The sequence below is a fragment of the Sulfitobacter geojensis genome, assembly GCF_000622325.1.
GTDB lineage: Bacteria > Pseudomonadota > Alphaproteobacteria > Rhodobacterales > Rhodobacteraceae > Sulfitobacter > Sulfitobacter geojensis.
This window is the reverse complement of record NZ_JASE01000005.1, coordinates 1,420,700-1,435,262: the sequence shown is the minus strand read 5'-3', so window position 1 is coordinate 1,435,262 and position 14,563 is coordinate 1,420,700. Positions and strand designations below refer to the sequence as shown.

Annotated in this window: 14 protein-coding genes; 8 read left to right on the top strand and 6 right to left on the bottom strand. The window is 59.7% G+C overall.

All coding sequences use genetic code 11. From position 1 onward, the window contains the following. Positions 1-8: 8 nt before the first annotated feature. The 3 genes from fsa to Z947_RS0109005 all read left to right on the top strand — a co-directional run bounded on the left by fsa (position 9) and on the right by Z947_RS0109005 (position 2,484). Positions 9-662 (top strand): fructose-6-phosphate aldolase, encoded by a 654-nt coding sequence (gene fsa / locus Z947_RS0109015; protein ID WP_025043978.1) that lies wholly within the window; start codon positions 9-11, stop codon positions 660-662. Positions 663-829: 167 nt separating this feature from the next. Further along, positions 830-1,537 (top strand): DUF484 family protein, encoded by a 708-nt coding sequence (locus Z947_RS0109010; RefSeq protein WP_025043977.1) that lies wholly within the window; start codon positions 830-832, stop codon positions 1,535-1,537. A gap of 23 nt (positions 1,538-1,560) precedes the next feature. Further along, positions 1,561-2,484, top strand: coding sequence for a tyrosine recombinase XerC (locus tag Z947_RS0109005; protein WP_025043976.1), 924 nt, complete (start codon positions 1,561-1,563; stop codon positions 2,482-2,484). 55 nt (positions 2,485-2,539) lie between these two features. Here the strand turns inward: Z947_RS0109005 and meaB are convergent, their stop codons facing one another. Continuing rightward, the gene (gene meaB / locus Z947_RS0109000; RefSeq protein ID WP_025043975.1) at positions 2,540-3,511 is read right to left on the bottom strand and encodes a methylmalonyl Co-A mutase-associated GTPase MeaB; all 972 of its coding nucleotides are present in this window, start codon (positions 3,509-3,511) and stop codon (positions 2,540-2,542) included. Between the two features lie 82 nt (positions 3,512-3,593). Between meaB and hrpB the strand changes: the two genes are divergently transcribed. After that, positions 3,594-6,008 (top strand): ATP-dependent helicase HrpB, encoded by a 2,415-nt coding sequence (gene hrpB, locus Z947_RS0108995; protein WP_025043974.1) that lies wholly within the window; start codon positions 3,594-3,596, stop codon positions 6,006-6,008. On the opposite strand, the gene Z947_RS22265 is transcribed toward hrpB, so the two are convergent. From Z947_RS22265 to Z947_RS0108970, 5 genes are all read right to left on the bottom strand, one after another. After that, positions 6,005-6,505: a hypothetical protein gene (locus tag Z947_RS22265; protein WP_037938821.1), complete on the bottom strand. Its 501-nt coding sequence runs from the start codon at positions 6,503-6,505 to the stop codon at positions 6,005-6,007. The two genes, hrpB and Z947_RS22265, sit on opposite strands and share 4 nt — an antisense overlap. Then, complete coding sequence (locus Z947_RS0108985; RefSeq protein ID WP_052880650.1) at positions 6,502-8,091, bottom strand: hypothetical protein; 1,590 nt, start codon at positions 8,089-8,091, stop codon at positions 6,502-6,504. The genes Z947_RS22265 and Z947_RS0108985 overlap by 4 nt, the downstream gene beginning before the upstream one ends. 50 nt (positions 8,092-8,141) lie before the next feature. Then, complete coding sequence (locus tag Z947_RS0108980) at positions 8,142-9,122, bottom strand: membrane dipeptidase (protein ID WP_025043971.1); 981 nt, start codon at positions 9,120-9,122, stop codon at positions 8,142-8,144. Between the two features lie 83 nt (positions 9,123-9,205). Beyond that, positions 9,206-9,895, bottom strand: a complete 690-nt coding sequence (locus Z947_RS0108975; RefSeq protein ID WP_025043970.1) for an anti-sigma factor — start codon at positions 9,893-9,895, stop codon at positions 9,206-9,208. Next, a complete protein-coding gene (locus tag Z947_RS0108970; RefSeq protein WP_025043969.1) occupies positions 9,892-10,437 on the bottom strand; it encodes a sigma-70 family RNA polymerase sigma factor in 546 nt (181 codons plus the stop codon). The genes Z947_RS0108975 and Z947_RS0108970 overlap by 4 nt, the downstream gene beginning before the upstream one ends. 126 nt (positions 10,438-10,563) lie before the next feature. On the opposite strand from Z947_RS0108970, the gene Z947_RS0108965 reads away from it, so the two are divergent. From Z947_RS0108965 to Z947_RS0108945, 4 genes are all read left to right on the top strand, one after another. Further along, positions 10,564-11,175 (top strand): 2-hydroxychromene-2-carboxylate isomerase, encoded by a 612-nt coding sequence (locus Z947_RS0108965; protein ID WP_025043968.1) that lies wholly within the window; start codon positions 10,564-10,566, stop codon positions 11,173-11,175. Between the two features lie 76 nt (positions 11,176-11,251). Next, positions 11,252-12,454, top strand: a complete 1,203-nt coding sequence (locus Z947_RS0108960) for an NAD(P)/FAD-dependent oxidoreductase (protein ID WP_025043967.1) — start codon at positions 11,252-11,254, stop codon at positions 12,452-12,454. A gap of 24 nt (positions 12,455-12,478) precedes the next feature. Next, positions 12,479-13,321, top strand: coding sequence for an NAD-dependent epimerase/dehydratase family protein (locus Z947_RS0108955; protein ID WP_037938819.1), 843 nt, complete (start codon positions 12,479-12,481; stop codon positions 13,319-13,321). 207 nt (positions 13,322-13,528) lie between these two features. After that, a complete protein-coding gene (locus Z947_RS0108945; RefSeq protein ID WP_025043964.1) occupies positions 13,529-14,548 on the top strand; it encodes an ABC transporter substrate-binding protein in 1,020 nt (339 codons plus the stop codon). Positions 14,549-14,563: the final 15 nt, after the last annotated feature.

Sequence of the window (14,563 nt, the reverse complement as noted above, 5' to 3'; positions counted from 1 at the left end):
GACCGCACATGAAATTCTTTGTAGATACCGCCGAAATCGACGCCATTGCCGAACTGAACGATCTGGGCATGGTCGACGGGGTCACCACCAACCCCTCGCTGATCCTGAAATCAGGCCGTGACATCATGGAAGTCACCAAGGAAATCTGTTCCATTGTTTCCGGTCCCGTCAGCGCCGAAGTGGTCGCCATGGAAGCCGACGCCATGATCGCCGAGGGCCGCAAGCTGGCGGAAATCGCTGACAATATCGCCATCAAACTGCCGCTGACATGGGACGGGTTGAAGGCCTGTAAAACGCTGTCGGGCGAAGGCCGTATGGTCAATGTCACCCTGTGTTTCTCTGCCAATCAGGCGCTGCTGGCTGCCAAAGCCGGTGCGACGTTCATTTCGCCCTTCATCGGCCGTTTGGACGACATCAACGTCGACGGCATGGACCTTATTCAGGACATCCGCACGGTTTATGACAACTACGGTTTTGAAACCAACATCCTTGCCGCGTCGATCCGTTCGGTTGCGCATGTGCAGGACTGCGCCCTGATCGGTGCCGACGTGATGACCGCGCCGCCAGAGGTGATCAAGAAGCTGGCGACACACCCGCTGACCAATGCAGGGCTGGAGCAGTTCATGAAAGACTGGGCCAAGACCGGTCAGAACATCTTGTAAATCCGGTGGGCGGGTCACTGACCTGCCTCTCGTATCTCCGGCGGGCGGCGCATCTGCGCCTGTCGCACCTCTGACGCCAATGCGCCACAGGTAACCATTTGCACAACTTGGGGGCAGATTTTTTTCCTGCCCCCTGATATAAGATGCGAAATCAAAAAGAGACGACCATGAGCAGCAACCCCAAGATAGATGACGTCCTGCGCGAGGCGATCATTTCGCAACCAGACGTGATTCTTGATGACAGTGATGTCATGCAGGCGTTGATTGCAGCGAATGAAAAGGCGATGGGCGGCAATATCGTCGATCTGCGCGGCATCGCGATGGAGCGGCTTGAGGCGCGGCTGGACCGGCTGGAAGACACCCACCGCAGCGTGATCGCCGCCGCATATGAAAACCTAGCCGGCACCAACCAGATCCACCGTGCGATCCTGCGCATGCTTGATCCGGTCGAATTTGAATCCTTCCTGCGCGATCTGGGCGGCGAAGTGGCCGATATCCTGCGGGTCGATGCGGTCAAGTTGGTGCTGGAAACAGTACAAAACGACGAAGACCCTGCGGTGCAACGACTTGGGGATGTGTTAAGTGTCGCCGAACCCGGTTTCATCGATGATTACCTGACCCACGGACGCGGCGGCATTGCGCGTCAGGTGACACTGCGCGGGGTGCAGGACGCGTCCGAACATGTCTATGATGGCAAAGCCGACTGGGTCCGTTCCGAGGCGTGCTTGAAACTTGACTTCGGCGCGGGCCGTCTGCCCGGTTTGCTGGTGCTGGGGTCTGAGGATCCGCATATGTTCGGCCCGCAGCAAGGCACTGATCTGCTGACGTTTTTCACCGGCGTATTTGAACGCGCGATGCGCCGCTGGCTGTCTTGAGCCGGGCGCAACAGGCCACCGACATCGGGCTGATCAGCCCTGCCGCACGGGATGCGCTGCAAACCTGGCTGGAACATCAACGCGCCCTGAAAGGGGCTGCCGAAAACACGATCACCGCCTATCAAGGTGATGTTGCCGATTTTCTCGCGTTCATGACCGCCCATAAGGCCCAAGCGCAAGGCTTGGGTGCTTTGGCAGAGATCAAAATCACCGACATGCGGGCATGGATGGCGCGCACGCGCGGACCGGATGTGGGGCCGCGTTCGATGGCGCGTAAACTGTCAGCGGTCAAAGCGTTTTATCGCTGGTTGGCCGAACGCGAAGGGTTTGAACCCACCGCAGTGCTTTCCACCCGCGCCCCGAAGTATCAAAAGAAGCTCCCCCGCCCGCTGGCCGTTGATGCCGCCAAGGCGATGATTGACTGCGTCGAAATCCAATCAGACCGCCCTTGGGTTTCCGCCCGCGATGTTGCGGTGCTGACGTTGCTGTGGGGCTGCGGTTTGCGGATTTCCGAAGCCTTGGGTTTGCTGGCACGGGATGCGCCCTTGCCCGAAACGCTGCGGATTATCGGGAAGGGCGGCAAAGAACGTGTAGTGCCGGTTTTGCCGGCGGCGCGGGATGCCGTGGATGCCTATCTGCGGCTGTGCCCCCATCCGTTGACCCCGGACGCCCCCTTGTTTCGCGCCATTCGCGGCGGTGCCTTGTCGGCCCGTTCGATTGCCAAGGTAATGGCGGATGCGCGCATGCAGCTCGGTTTGCCCGCGACGGCAACGCCCCATGCGATGCGCCACAGCTTTGCGACCCATCTGCTGGACGCAGGAGGGGATTTGCGTGCGATTCAGGAATTGTTAGGGCATGCGTCCTTGTCCACGACACAGGCCTATACGGCGGTGGATACCGCGCGTTTGATGGAAGTTTACAATCGGGCGCACCCCAAGGCAGGGTGAGCGTTTTCTTTGAAATAAGACGGCCGGAAACTTCGAAAGTTTCCGCGCGCGGTCGCTAACGCCCCAATCCTTCAACAAAGCTTTGCGCGGCGGCGGAAGGGTCTACATCGCCCTCTGCTACCTTATCGCCCAACGCCGCCAAAGCCGCCCGCGCCTCTGCCCCTTGCAGCTGCGCCAACAAGCGTTGCTTCACATCTTCCTCGAACCAGTACCGCGCCTGCGCTGCCCGTGTTTTGTCCCAGAACCCTTCATCACGGCGCCAGTTGACCAAAGCGGTCATGCTTTCCCAGGCTTCCGCTAACCCGTTCTCCTGCAAGGCAGAAACCGCCATTGCCAAGGGGTAGCCGTCGGGATCTTGCGGCCGTTTGCGCAACAGGCGCAGCGCACCGGCATAATCCGCCTGCGTGCGTACCGCCGCCGGTTTCAGATCGCCATCCGCCTTGTTCACCAGAATAATATCCGCCATTTCCATGATGCCGCGTTTGACGCCCTGCAATTCGTCGCCCCCCGCAGGGGCCAGCAGCAGCAAGAACAGGTCCGACATTTCCGCAACCACGGTTTCGGATTGGCCAACGCCCACAGTTTCAATCAACACCACGTCAAAGCCCGCAGCCTCGCACAGCCGCACCGCTTCGCGGCTGCGCCGCGCCACACCACCCAGATGGGTCTGGCTGGGCGAAGGCCGGATAAAGGCGTCCGCCTCGCGGCTCAGCAGATCCATCCGCGTCTTGTCGCCCAGAATAGAGCCGCCCGAACGTGATGAGGACGGATCAACCGCCAGCACAGCAACGCGCAAGCCTTGGCGGATCAGCATCATGCCGAAACTTTCAATGAACGTCGATTTGCCCACCCCCGGCGTGCCCGACAACCCGATGCGCAGCGCCTGACGGTCTTGCGGCAGGGCAGCCAGCAGTTGCCCCGCCAGAACCCGATGGTCCGCGCGCCCTGATTCAACCAATGTAATCGCGCGCGCCAAGGCACGCCGTTCGCCTGCGCTAACGCGCTGTGCAATGTCCGTGATATCCATAGCGCATCTTTTGCGGCCCCCGCCAGATTTGTCCAGACCCAAGACCCTTGGCCTTTGCCGCGCTTTGACCGATAACCGCCCCATGTCCGACACCTTGCCCATTGATGCCGTCCTGCCGCAGGTCATTACCGCCCTGCGCACGCACAAACGTGTGGTCCTGCAAGCCCCGCCCGGTGCGGGGAAAACCACCCGTGTGCCTTTGGCGATGCTGGATGGCGAACTGACGCAAGGGCGCATCCTGATGCTCGAACCCCGCCGCCTTGCCGCGCGGGCCGCCGCCGAACGCATGGCGCAGACACGGGATGAAAAGGTCGGGGAAACAGTAGGATATCGTGTGCGCGGTGCCTCTGCGATCAGCAAGGACACCCGTATCGAGGTGGTGACCGAGGGCATCCTGACGCGGATGTTGCAAGACGACCCCGAATTGCGCGGCGTCGGCGCGGTCGTGTTTGACGAATTTCACGAACGCTCGCTTAACGCCGATCTGGGGTTGGCGCTGTGTCTGGAAGTCGCCGGTGCCTTGCGCGACGATCTGATGCTGGTGGTGATGTCCGCGACGCTAGATGCCGCACCGGTCGCAGACTTGATCGAAGCGCCCGTAGTCACATCCGAGGGACGTAGTTTCGAGGTCACGCCAGTCTGGTTGGACCGCCCCGTCGGAAAGCAGCGGCTTGAGCAGGCAACCGCCGATCTGGTGTTGAAAGCGTTGTCAGAATCCGCCGGATCGGCGTTGGTGTTCCTGCCCGGCGAGGCGGAGATCAGACGTGTCGAAACCCTGTTGAAATCGCAACTCCCTGCGGATTGCACGCTGGCCTCGCTGTTTGGTGCAATGGATTTCAAAGCCCAACGCGCCGCGATCGCCCCTGCAGAAAAAGGGCGCAAAGTGGTGCTGGCGACCTCCATTGCGGAGACCTCGCTGACCATTGAAGGCATTCGTATTGTTGTGGATGCAGGACGGGCGCGGCGCGCGCGGTTTGATCCCGCATCCGGCATGTCACAACTTGTCACTGAAAAAGTCAGCCGCGCCGAGGCGACCCAGCGCGCAGGTCGCGCGGGGCGCATGTCGACCGGCGTGGCCTATAAGCTGTGGACCAAAGGCGAGGAAGGGGCGCTTGCCGCCTTTCCACCAGCAGAAATCGAAGTCGGGGATCTGAGCGGCTTTGCGCTGGAACTGGCAGTTTGGGGGGCGGACGCGTCGGAACTGACCTTTGTCACCCCGCCACATGAGGGACGTCTGGCAGAGGCACGGGCGGTCTTGCAAATGCTCGGCGCTCTGGATGACGCGGGCCGGATCACGCCGCATGGCCGTACCCTGTCGACGCTGCCCTTGCATCCGCGTCTTGCACATATGGTCGGTCAGGGCGGGCCGCGGGGCGCCACCCTTGCCGCTTTATTGGCAGAGCGTGATCCTTTGCGCGGCGCAGGCGTTGATCTTTCCCTGCGGATGGATGTGATTGAGGGACGGCAAAGCCGCGCCGATGCGCATGCCCCCACCATTGCGCGCATCCGGCAAGAAGCGAAACGGTTGAAGCGAGGGCAGAACGCCGACGGGCCTGATGCCCTTGGCCCCTTGGCAGCGCTCGCCTATCCCGACCGGATCGGGTTGCGCCGCAAGGGAGACGCGCCGCGCTATGTGCTTTCGGGGGGCAAGGGGGCGCTGATTGGTGACGGCGATGCGCTGGCCGGTGAACGGCTGATCGTTGCGACCGATCTAGACGGCAATCCGCGCGAAGCCAAAGTGCGACAGGCCGCGCGGTTAAGCGAGGCTGAGTTGCGCAGCCTGTTCAGCGCGCAAATCGCGTGGCATGACGTTTGCCTGTGGTCGCGCCGCGAAGGGCGGGTGTTAACACGCCGGCACGAACGCTTTGGCGCTTTGGTTCTGGATGATCGCATTTGGCCGGACGCGCCGGAGGCTGATGTGGCCCGTGCCATGTTGGACGGCGTGCGCCAGCTGGGGCTGAACCCCGCCCCGCCTGCCGCGCGGTTTCTGGCGCGCGCACGGCTGATGCCAGACGGCTTTCCCGATTTCAGCGAAGCGCTTTTGCTGGAAGAGCTGGAGGAATGGCTGCTGCCCCACCTGACGGGCCTGCGCACTGCCGCTCAGTGGAAGGGGTTTGATCTGTTGCCCGCCCTGCGCGCGCGTCTGGATTGGGACCAGCAACAAGCGCTGGACCGCGCAGCACCTGCGCATTTTGTCACGCCACTGGGCCGTAAGGTGCCAATTGATTACGACGGTGAAGCCCCGCAAATTGCTTTGCGCCTGCAAGAGCTTTTCGGGGTCACACAGCACCCGCAAGTGGCGGGAAATCCGTTAAAAATTACGCTTCTTTCCCCCGGTCAACGCCCCGTTCAGGTGACGATGGATTTGCCGGGGTTTTGGGTCAGTTCCTATGCAGATGTGCGCAAGGACATGCGCGGCCGCTATCCGCGCCACCCGTGGCCCGAAGATCCGACACAGGCTGATCCCACCGTGCGGGCTAAGCGGCGCGGCACCTAGTCGTTATCACTTAACCCCGCACCCGCGCCGGACAGGCGCGAGGCGTCGGTTTCAGGCACCAGCATGCGCGCGGCATAGGTTTGAAGAAGGGTGACAAGGCTATTTGGAATGAACACGCGATGGGAAATATGCGTGGCCTTGGGTTTGTCGAGAAACAGTGTCACCCGCGCGCTATCTCCAGATTTTTCCATCAACGTTTCATAGGGCTGGGCATCAAGATAGCTTTGCGCCAGCCCCCCGCATTCAGCGCGCAAAAATTCACCTCTGGCGACATCGTCCCGCGTGTTCTCCGCAATCCGCAAAAGCTGTAAAGGCAGCAAAAGAATGGGACCGGTTGGCAAATGTTCCAAGGCATCGGTCAAGTTCTGCACCTCCCGCCCCGCCTGCAAATGGCGCAGCGCCGCGGTTCCGAAATCTGCCGCCTGCGCGGGCGGGGCCCCTGCCCCGCGTGCGGCCTTGGCAGCGAGTGTCATCACTTCGTTTGCAGAACATTTCATGGCGCGAACACCGGCAACCACCAATCGTCACATTCCTGCGCCAGATCAGCGGCCAACGGCGCGCCTTGGCATAGGGTGATGCGGGTCCAGCGGTCGGATTTGGGGTCAAACTTGGACGCGCCGAAAAAGGATAATTTGCAGCGCAGCATATCAATGGGCAAACAGGTCGATGCAATCAGGTTGTCGCGGATTTCAGCGTATGGGTATTGCGCGGCCATTTGCACACGCGCAAGTGCCAAAGCATGATCCGGACGGGACTGCAACAAGTCCGACGTGGCCACAGTATTCTCCGGCAAATCGCGATAAAGCGATTTGATCCGGCGGCCGATATCCAACGGCGTTTCACGGTCGGCCCCGCTTTCCTTGAACCTCTGGCCAAGACGGGGTTCCTGTTTTGCTTCGGACACATACCAGAACTGGCCGCAGCACGCGGGATCGTCATAATCAGGCGCAAGCGCCCATGCGAAATTGCGTTCGATTGCGCGGCGCAGCGCATCTGTGTCGCGTGGCATCGGGCCATGACCAAAGGCAGGATCGGCCATGCACGCGGCCAAATCGTCGACTATTTCGCCGAAGGGTTCGATCATCAAAGCAGCGGTCAGTTCCTGAACGTCAGCGGAGTGGCTTTTCACGCTATTCATCGCCCTGTCTAACGGGCGTCGGCCGGTGAAATCGAACTTTTCGCACAGAGCGCCCCAATCCTCGCGCAGCGTATTGATCCGCGACTGATGTAGGGTATCGGGCACGTTCCATTCGGCCAGATGCTGCGCCGCGCGCATGGCAAGTGCCTTTAGGCGGGTTTGTTCGGTCATGCCGAGCGTTTCAATCGCGCGGACCCGTGCCAGCGCCGTTTCGCGCGCCTGCATCCAGTTGTTCAGCAAAACAGGGTGCGTCACCAGAAACGGTGCCATGCCCAAGCCCGTAGAATTGCCAATGCCCAGATGCCGTTTCAACGACGCATCCAAAACGCCCTGCCCCACATGTTCCACCAGATCATGGGTGAAGTGGCGGATCAGCCAAACGGTCAGCATTTCCGCAGCGAAAGGCCCCTCAAGTCCGGGGCGTGTGTCAATCAAGGCGCGATCGGCGATGCCGAATTTACCATTGCCGTACACCGCCGTTGTCCGCATCAGGTAACCGACATCGCGCACCATGGCGGCGTCGGGCTGGCGGCCGGCGCGCAATGCTGCGACCACATGGGCAAACAGGCGCACAGATTTATTGGCACGGCTCAGGATCAGGTCGCGTTCGGTGAAACGGGCGGCTTCCTGTTTGGGCGCGGCGGCGCGAATACGGGTGATTTCAGCCGCATCCGGCACCCCGTCATAAAGCACATACGCGCTGTCCCACGCGGTGGCGATGACGCGATCCGTGCGCATTTCGGGCGGCAGATCGGTGGACACGGCGACAAGGGAATAGGTGTGAGAACCAAGGCGCAGCGAATAAACAGCATGGCCAAAACCGTCCTTGCACATGTCCCAAACGGGGCGCGAAACGGTGACCTTTTCAGCGGCCAGCCGGCGGATCAGGGTGCGCAAAAACGATAGGCGCGTGGGAAACATCGCCCCCATCCGCGACAGACGCATCACCTCATCCGGCGGGCGTAGCGCGACCTGTGGCGGGGCGGTTCCCTGTGTCACAGCGGCCCGAAACTGCTGTCATAAAACCGCATCCAGTTACCCCCCATGATGCCGTCAATCTCATCCGCCACCATTCCTGCGGCGTATAAACCGCTGCGGATATTTCCGAAATCACGGTTGTCGTTGAACCAGACCGGCATCGGCGGAAAGCCTGCATTGCTGGCTGAGCCCTCACCGTAATCAATGCCCTTGGTCCAGCGTCCGACACGCATCCATTCGACGATGCTGTCAGGCTGATCCTGACAAAGATCCGTGCCAATCCCGAGGTTTTGCGCGCCGTAGCGCGCGGCAGCTTCGGCGATCATCGTGCAGAACCCCTCAAGGGTGCAGTCTGATCCGCCTGCCAGATGGTGCGGGTAAACAGAGAACCCCAACATGCCGCCCGCATCGGTCAGCGCCTTGAGAACCGCATCGGATTTATTGCGCAGCGCCGCATGCCACCAATGCGGATTGGCATGGGTGATGGCGATGGGACGGGTGGAGTGCGCGATGGCGTCCAAGGTGGAGCGTTCGCCGGAATGGCTCATGTCGATCACCATGCCGACGCGGTTCATTTCCTCCACCACGGCGCGTCCCATGCGGGTCAGACCTGTGTCGTCATCCTCGTAACAGCCCGTGGCCAGAAGACTTTGATTGTTATAAGTCAGCTGCATGAAACGCACGCCGAGCTGGTGACAGATTTCGACCAAACCGATGTCGTCCTCGATCGGGCTGGGGTTTTGGAAACCGAAAAAGATCGCCGTGCGATTGCTGTCCTGCGCCCGCGTGACGTCGGCCGCGCAGGTGCCTTTAAAAATCAGATCACTGTGGTCCTCGAACCAGCGGTTCCAGCGTTCGAGGTTCAGCACCATTTCACGAAAACTTTCGTGATAGGCGATGGTGACATGCACAGCGTCAACGCCCCCTGCGCGCATCTGTTCAAAGATTTTCGGCGAGAAATTGGCGTATTGCAGGTTGTCGATCAGAGGTGTTTTCATGCCGTCAGCATGGACCGGACCTTGCCGCCACTCAACATCGAAAACGACATGGTTTGTGACGGTTCGGACCTATACGGCCCATGTCACAGCGCGCTGATCACACCTGCGGCGCGGATATCGCCGCTTGGCACGCCGCGCGGCGCACCGCCCACCGGTTCGTCGGTTATGGCCAGCGTGATCGACGCGATCTGATCCGCCATTGCGCGCGGTAACGGAACGCGCGCGGTTTCACCTTCGGGCAGCACGCCCAGTGACACCGGTGCCTGATCCGGCAGGATCGCCCAAAGTTCCAGAACACGGCCCGCAGGTGCAGCCCCTGCAAGGCGGCGCAAAGCGATGCTGTTCTTCGTGTCCACCACAGCCAATACTTGCAGGTCGAAATCGGTACTGGTCATCTGGGTCGCAAAGACATCGCGCGGCACATCGGTACTGTCAGGTTGCAACAGCGGGGTGGCAAGATATGCGGCCAGCACCAGCGCGCAAACAGCGATGCCCTGCCAGATCCAGAGCCGCTGCAACAGCGGTACGGAGACCTTGGGGAAAAGTGTTTTCAACAGCTTGCGCTTGAGCTTTTTTGGCGGGTTAACCGGTTTGATGCTGTCGGTCAGGGTGACCAGCCGTTCCTGCCACGACGCAACCCGCTGGGCGAACGCCGCGTCATGAGCGGCGCGGGTCTGTGCCTGTTCAAGCACGTCATCCGACGCCAGACCCAGCACATATTCAGCAGCCTGCGCATCTTCCGCATCGCGGGGGGAGAGGTCTTCGTCGCTCATGCGCTCATGCAATCGCGCAGCGCGATCAATCCGCGGCGCAACCACGTGCGCATGGTGTTTAAAGGCACGTCGAATTTAGCCGCCAGATCGGCATAGGTCAGCCCTTCAAGGTAAGCGCCGCGAATGGCCGATCCGCGGTCCTCTGCCAGTTGGTCAAGACATCCGGTCAACCGGTTCGCTTCGGAAGCCGCGATTGCGGCCTGTTCCGGCGAAGGACCGGGGGCGATCAGGTTCAGCCCCGGCGTGTCAATATCCTGCTGGCCCTTCTTGCGCGCCCGCAGCCGGTCGATCGATGTATTGCGCGCAATCGTGATCAGCCATGTCATCGGCGATAAACCGTTCGCACGGTAGCGATCTGCGTTGTTCCAGATTTTTACAAATGTGTCCTGCATCGCATCCTCGGCCGCTGCCCGTTTGGACAAGACACGCAAGCAAACCCCAAAGAGTTTCGCACTGACCCGATCGTAAAGCATCTCGAATGCGGCACGGTCCTTAAGGGCCACGCGCGCGATCAGCTCTTCAATCTCCTCGCGGTCTGTCACGTCGCGATGCCTCCGCCCTTGCGCGATACAGTCTGGCGTTAAACTTGAGGCAGTATAGTGCGAAGTCAATGCCCTTTCACCGCCGGCGCTTGCCTGTTTAGATGCTGCCAATCAGAAAGGACTGACATGCAAACATCAAAAACCATTGAGTATTTCTACTCAGCCCATTCGGCCTATGCTTATCTCGGTGCATGGGAACTGGACCGGATCGCGACCCGAACTGGCGCGAAGATCATTCACCGGCCTTTCGATTTCGCGCCGGTCATGGCGGCGGCAGGTGGCCGCGGGTTCAAGGAGCGGACACAGGCGCATATCGACTATTTCTTTGGCCGCGAGATGGTGCGTTGGGCGCAGCTTCGCGATTTGCCAATGGTGCGGCACCGTCCGACGTTTCATGATAATCCGCTGACACTGGCCAATGGTGCGATCATCGCTGCAGGTGCAGATGCCAGCGCGCTCAGTCGCGCGATCTTGCAGGCCCATTGGCGCGACGATGCGGATATTGCCGATGCTGCCGTATTGACGGAACTGGCCCGCGAAACAGGTCTGGACGGTGCCGCGCTGTTGCAGGCGGCCAAAAGCGAAGAGATACAGGCACAGCATCGCGCCAACACCGAAGAAGCAATCGCGCGTTCGGTCTTCGGTTCTCCGACCTATTTCGTTGAGGGCGATATGTTTTACGGCCAAGATCGGTTGTTCATGGTCGAACATGCGCTGAACACCCCATTTGATCCCTGAGCGTTCACAGAGCTTTACGCAGATCGCATCGCCGCGATAGACCGTTCTGGACAGGAATTAGAATCAAGGGGGATTCATGGGAAACGCCGCACATAAAAACTATGACGTTGTGATCATTGGCGGGGCTATTTATGGCTCCTCTGTCGCGTGGTGGCTGACCCAGATGCAGGGGTTTGACGGGCGTATACTGGTAGTCGAACGCGATCCGACCTATGAATTTGCCTCGACCAGCCACACGAATTCCTGCATCCGGCAGCAGTTTTCCAACCGGTTGAATATCCAGATTTCGCGTTTTGGTGCTGAATTCATCAAAGGCTTTCGTGGCTTTATGGGGGATGACCCCGAGGTGCCCGAACTTGTGTTGCAGAGCTATGGGTATCTTTATCTGGCAGACACGCCCGAATTTGCACAAACTTTGCGCGAAAGTCAGGCGATACAAGCGGCCGAGGGGGCCCATACCCGCCACATGACGCCTGCTGAAATCGCTGCAGAATATCCATTTTACCAATTGGACGATGTGCTGGCCGCCAACCACAACCTTGTCGACGAAGGATATTTTGACGGGGGCACAATGTTTGACTGGTTCAAACGCATGGCCCGGCGCAACGGTGTGGAATATATCCACGACGAAGTGACGGGCATGACCCTGAATGCGGCCGGCACAGGGGTGGACAGTGTCACCCTGAAATCGGGTGACACGATTTCTTGCGGGAGCGTGGTCAATGCCTCAGGTCCGCGGGCGGTAGCGACTGCGCGGATGGCGGGGATCGACCTGCCGGTGCGGCCGCGCAAACGCTATACATTTATCTTTGACGCCGCCAACCCGCTGGACCGCGACCTGCCGCTGACAATTGATCCGTCAGGGGTGCATATGCGTTCGGAAGGCAAATACTATCTGGCCGGTTGCCCGCCGGATGAAGACCCCGATGTGGCCCCCGATGATTTCGGATTTGATCACAGCCTCTGGCAGGAAAAGGTCTGGCCTATCATCGCAACCCGCGTGCCCGCCTTTGAGCAGGTCAAGGTGATCAACGAATGGGTCGGTCATTACGCCTATAACACATTTGACCAGAACGCGGTGATCGGGCGACATACAAAGGTCAGCAACTTTGTCTTTGCCAACGGTTTTTCGGGACATGGCCTGCAACAATCCCCCGCCATGGGGCGCGGCATTGCCGAACAAATTGCGCATGGCGAATACCGTACGCTGGACCTTGCCCCCTTTGGCTATGACCGCATAGAAAACCAACAAAAATTCATGGAAAAAGCCGTGATCTGATCGCGCTAATTGAGGAATGATAGGATGAAACTGAAGAAACTTGTATTGACGGGTGCCGCAGGACGGCTTGGGTCTTACCTGCGTGAACCGCTGAGCAAGATGTGTGACGAACTGGTCAGCACCGACATCGTGGATGACATCGGCACGCTTTACCCCGGCGAGCGCTTTGTTCAGGCGGATGTCGCCAAATTCGACGAGGTTCACGCGATCCTTGAAGGCGCGGATATGGTTGTGCACTTCGGTGCCATCGTAGACGAACGCCCCTTCGAGGAAATGTTGGGGCCAAATTTTGTCGGCAGCTATAATATCTGGGAAGCCGGTTTTCAGCACGGCGTGAAACGGGTGGTCTATGCCAGCTCGATCCACGCGGTCGGCATGTACCCCAAGACTGAATTCATCGACACCGAAGTCGCCCACCGCCCTGACACGTTTTACGGTCTGGCCAAATGTTTCACCGAAGATTTGGGCCGGATGTACTGGGAAAAGCGCCAGATGGAATCCGTTCACCTGCGCATCCTTTCTGCCGCTCAGGTCACCAATCCGCGCGCTTTGGGGTCATGGTTGTCCTATGACGACCTGATCCAGTTGGTCAGCCGCGCAATTGATACACCTGTCGTCGGGTTCAGCGTGGTCTATGGCGTGTCCAACAATGACCGTGCACCGGTGGACAATCACAAAGCTTCGTTTCTGGGGTATCGCCCGAAAGACAACGCCGAACAATTTGCCGAGGCAATTCTGGCCGAAGCCGGCGCCGCCGATCCAACCGATCCCGGCACCATGTTGCAGGGCGGCCCCTTTGCCGCATTCGAGCTGGGGCAAAGCGATATGTCTTTGATGAAGATCGTGGATGATCGCAAGAAAACCTGACGTGAGGGGCCACAGAGCGGTGCGTGACGCGCCGGCCTGTGGCCCCCGCTTACGGCAAGCCGCAAGCAGCATTGCAGTTCAAAACCAACCTGTTACCTTGCACGCCATGCGGGGGCGCGGCCAAGATGCTGCTTTTGCAAAAGAACATTGCGGATAGGGCGCGCGTGCCATCGGTACAGGACGCCGTGATCAATCTGGGAGGATAGCATGATCAACTTTAACAGACGCCACACATTGGGCCTGATCGGCGCGGCGGCGGCCACGGGGCTTGCAGCCCCTGCGATTGCGCAAAACAAAAAGATCGTTGTTGGCGCACTGCGCTTTACGTCGCATTCCGGCAGTTTCATCGCCGTAGAACGCAACTATTTCGCAGAGGCCGGTCTTGATGTCGAATTGCGCTTTTTCCAAGCAGCGCAACCGATGGCGGTCGCGATTGCCTCGGGTGATGTGGATTACGCGGTAACGGCGATTTCCGGCGGACTTGTGTCGCTGGCCGACAAGGGCGCGATCAAAGTCATCGGCGGCGCGTTGAGCGAAGAACCGGGCATCGACGGGCAAAAAATTCTCGCCTCTGATGCTGCATTCAAGGCGGGCGTCACAACGCCGGCCGGTCTGGCGGGCAAATCTTTCGGAATTTCCACTGCCGGTTCGTCCTTTCATTACATGGGGTCCAAGGTGGCACAGGCCGAAGGCATCGAGATGTCATTCAAGCCGCTGCAAAAAGTGGGTGCGATCATTGGTGCGCTGAAAACCGGCCAGATTGATGCATGGTCCATCGTCCCCCATATCGCCAAGCCGCTGGCAGGATCCGGTGCGGTGCATATCATCGGTAACGTCTCTGACTACCTGCCGAACTATCAGGTCACCACCGTCTTTACCTCGGCCAAGAATGCCGCAGATGAACGCGATCAAACCGCGGCCTTCCTGAGTGGTTTTGGCAAAGGGGTCAGCGATTACAATTCGGCGATGATCGACAAATCCGGCGGCGAGGATGGCGTGAATGCCATGGTCGATCTGATCCACAAATATGTCTACACTGACCGTCCGCGCGAAAAGGCGGCCCCCTCGATCATCAACGGCACAATGCGCCTGAACGAAGGTGCCAAGATGAACGTGGCATCGGTTCAGGATCAGCTTGGCTGGTTTCAGTCCGAAGGTCTGGTCGATGAAAGCATCACGCTCGATACGCTTGTCGATACCAGCTACGTGGACACTTTCGAAGCATAAGAGCGTCTCAATGGC